This is a genomic window from Nocardioides sp. CPCC 206348 (assembly GCF_048654705.1).
Taxonomy (GTDB): Bacteria; Actinomycetota; Actinomycetes; order Propionibacteriales; family Nocardioidaceae; genus Nocardioides.
Map to the genome: position 1 here is coordinate 6517 of NZ_JBMCZA010000150.1, position 2718 is coordinate 9234.

General features: G+C 67.6%; 3 protein-coding genes. All 3 read left to right on the forward strand.

Annotated features, from left to right (window positions below; translation table 11 throughout):
- Positions 1-841: 4-hydroxy-2-oxovalerate aldolase (gene dmpG, locus ACOADB_RS10595; RefSeq protein WP_378597999.1), on the forward strand; the 841-nt coding region annotated here is incomplete at its 5' end.
- Positions 842-911: 70 nt separating this feature from the next.
- Positions 912-2099 (forward strand): 3-hydroxy-9,10-secoandrosta-1,3,5(10)-triene-9,17-dione monooxygenase oxygenase subunit, encoded by a 1188-nt coding sequence (gene hsaA / locus ACOADB_RS10600; protein ID WP_378598001.1) that lies wholly within the window; start codon positions 912-914, stop codon positions 2097-2099.
- A 2-nt stretch (positions 2100-2101) separates the two neighbouring features.
- Positions 2102-2718 (forward strand): alpha/beta fold hydrolase (locus tag ACOADB_RS10605; RefSeq protein ID WP_378598003.1); only part of this gene is annotated, 617 nt, incomplete at its 3' end.

Below are 2718 nucleotides of genomic sequence, written 5' to 3' on the forward strand. Positions count from 1 at the left end.
CCCGGAGCAGGAGCTCATCAAGATCGCGGCCGAGACGGCCAAGCGAGCCAAGATCGCGTTCCTGATGCTGCCGGGCCTGGGCACCAAGGACGACATCCGCGCCGCCCAGGACAACGGGGGCCAGATCTGCCGGGTCGCGACGCATTGCACCGAGGCCGACGTGTCCATCCAGCACTTCGGCCTGGCCCGCGACCTGGGTCTGGAGACCGTCGGGTTCTTGATGATGTCCCACACGCAGTCGCCTGAGGTGTTGGCGAAGCAGGCGCGGATCATGGTCGACGCCGGGTGCCAGTGCGTGTACGTCGTGGACTCGGCGGGTGCGTTGATCATGGAACAGACCGCCGACCGCGTCTCTGCGGTCGTTGCGGAGATCGGCCACCAGGCCGATGTGGGCTTCCACGGCCACGAGAACCTCGGCCTGGGGGTCGCGAACACCGTGATCGCCGCCCGTGCGGGAGCAACCCAGATCGACGGGTCGGTCCGGCGCTTCGGTGCCGGTGCCGGGAACACGCCGCTGGAGGCGTTCGTGGGGGTTGCGGACAAGCTCGGCTGGACCACGGGGGTCGACTTCCTCAAGATCGTCGACGCGTCCGAGGACGTCATCAAGCCGGCCATGCCCGAGGAGTGCCAGCTCGACCGGATGACGCTGATGATGGGCTACGCCGGGGTCTACTCCTCCTTCCTCAAGCACGCCGGCAACGCCGCCGAACGCTACGGCGTCTCCGGCGCCCAGATCCTCCTCGAGGCCGGCCGCAGGAAGTTGATCGGCGGCCAGGAGGACCAACTCATCGACATCGCGCTGATGTTGAAGGCACGCGACTCAGAGGTCGTTGGCGTGTAGTACTTGCCAAAACTAGAACGTGTTCTATTATTGACCTTGACGGACTGTCGCAGAAATCAGGAGCTCCCCAATGAACCAGGACTTCGCCCCCGAGGTGAACGCCGTACTTGACGGCGTGCGTGACCTGCTTCCCACCATTCGCGAGCGAGCCGAAGAGGGCGAGCGTCTGCGCGTCATTCCGGACGCCTCGATCAAGGAGCTCGAGGAGACCGGCTTCTTCCGGCTCCTCCAGCCGAAGCGGTACGGCGGCATGGAGGCCGACCCGGTCGCCTTCTACACCGGCGTGCGCGACATCGCCTCGGCCGACGGCGCCACCGGTTGGGTGTCCAGTGTCGTGGGTGTCCACCCGTGGCAGGTCGCCCTGTTCGCCGATGAAGCGCAGCAGGCCGTGTGGGGTGACGACCAGACGGTGCGTCTCTCGTCGTCGTACGCCCCGACCGGCAAGGCGACGCTGACCGAGGGCGGCTTCACGCTCTCGGGCAAGTGGAGCTTCTCCTCGGGCAGTGACCACTGCGCGTGGGTCCTGCTCGGCGGTCTCGTCTTCAACGCGGAGGGCCAGATCGTCGACTTCCGCACGTTCATGGTGCCGCGGGAGAAGTACCAGATCGTCGACGTCTGGAACGTCGTCGGCCTGCGTGGCACCGGATCCAACGACATCGTCGTCGACGACGTCTTCGTCCCCGAGGCGTTCACGCTCTCGATGGGGGAGACCGGCGCGTGCAAGGGTCCCGGCCAGGCCGTGAACACCAGCGACCTCTACAAGCTGCCGTTCCACTCGATCTTCACCTCGACGATCGCCACGCCGATCATCGGCATGGCGAAGGGTGCGTACGCCGAGCACGTCGACATGCAGCAGAAGCGCGTCCGTGCCGCGTACCTCGGCGAGAAGGCCTCGCTCGACCCCTTTGCGGCCGTCCGCATCGCGCGTTCGTCGTCCGAGATCGACGCGGCCTGGGCACTGCTGATCAGCAACATCCGCGAGGAGCAGGCGTACGTCGCCCGTGGCGAGCAGATCCCGCTCGAGCTGCGCCTGCGCGTGCGCCGTGACCAGGTGCTCGGCACCTCCCGCGCGATCGAGGCGATCGACTCGCTCTTCGAGGCGTCCGGCGGTCGTGCGCTGGCCGAGGGAACCTACCTCCAGCGCGCCTGGCGCGATGCCCACGCCGGTCGGGTCCACGCGGCCAACGACCCCGAGCGGGCGCTCCAGATGTACGGCGCCCAGCAGTTCGGCCACAAGGTCGACCCGGGGATGTACTGACCGTGACTGATTTCAGCAAGGAAGCGACGCGTCGGTCAGCCAAGGCCGGCGACATCACGCTCAACTACTACGAGGCCGGCCCCGATGGCGGCTCCTCGGTGGGTGGCGGGTTGCCGTTCGTGCTGCTGCACGGCGGCGGCCCGGGCGCGTCGGCGTGGAGCAACTTCGGCTCCGCGTTGCCGCGCTTCGCCGAGAAGTTCCGCACCTTGCTGGTCGACCAGCCGGGCTTCGGCTCCTCGGACAAGCCGGAGGTGACGGCGAACTACTTCCGGCACTCGGCGTCGTACCTGCTCAAGCTGCTCGACGAGCTGCAGATCGAGAAGATCCACCTGCTCGGCAACTCGCTGGGCGGCGGTACGGCGATGCGGTTCGCGCTGGAGAACCCCGACCGGGTCGGGCGGCTCGTGCTGATGGGTCCTGGCGGCCTGTCGGTGAACCTCTTCCACGCCGACCCCACCGAGGGCGTCCAGCGGTTGATGGACTTCAGCATGAACCCGAGCCGTGAGGCGCTGCGTGCGTTCATCTCGACGATGGTCGTCAACCAGGCGCTGGTGACCGACGAGCTGGTCGAGGAACGCTTCGCCGACGCCACCGCGCCCGGCTCGCTCGAGGCGATGCG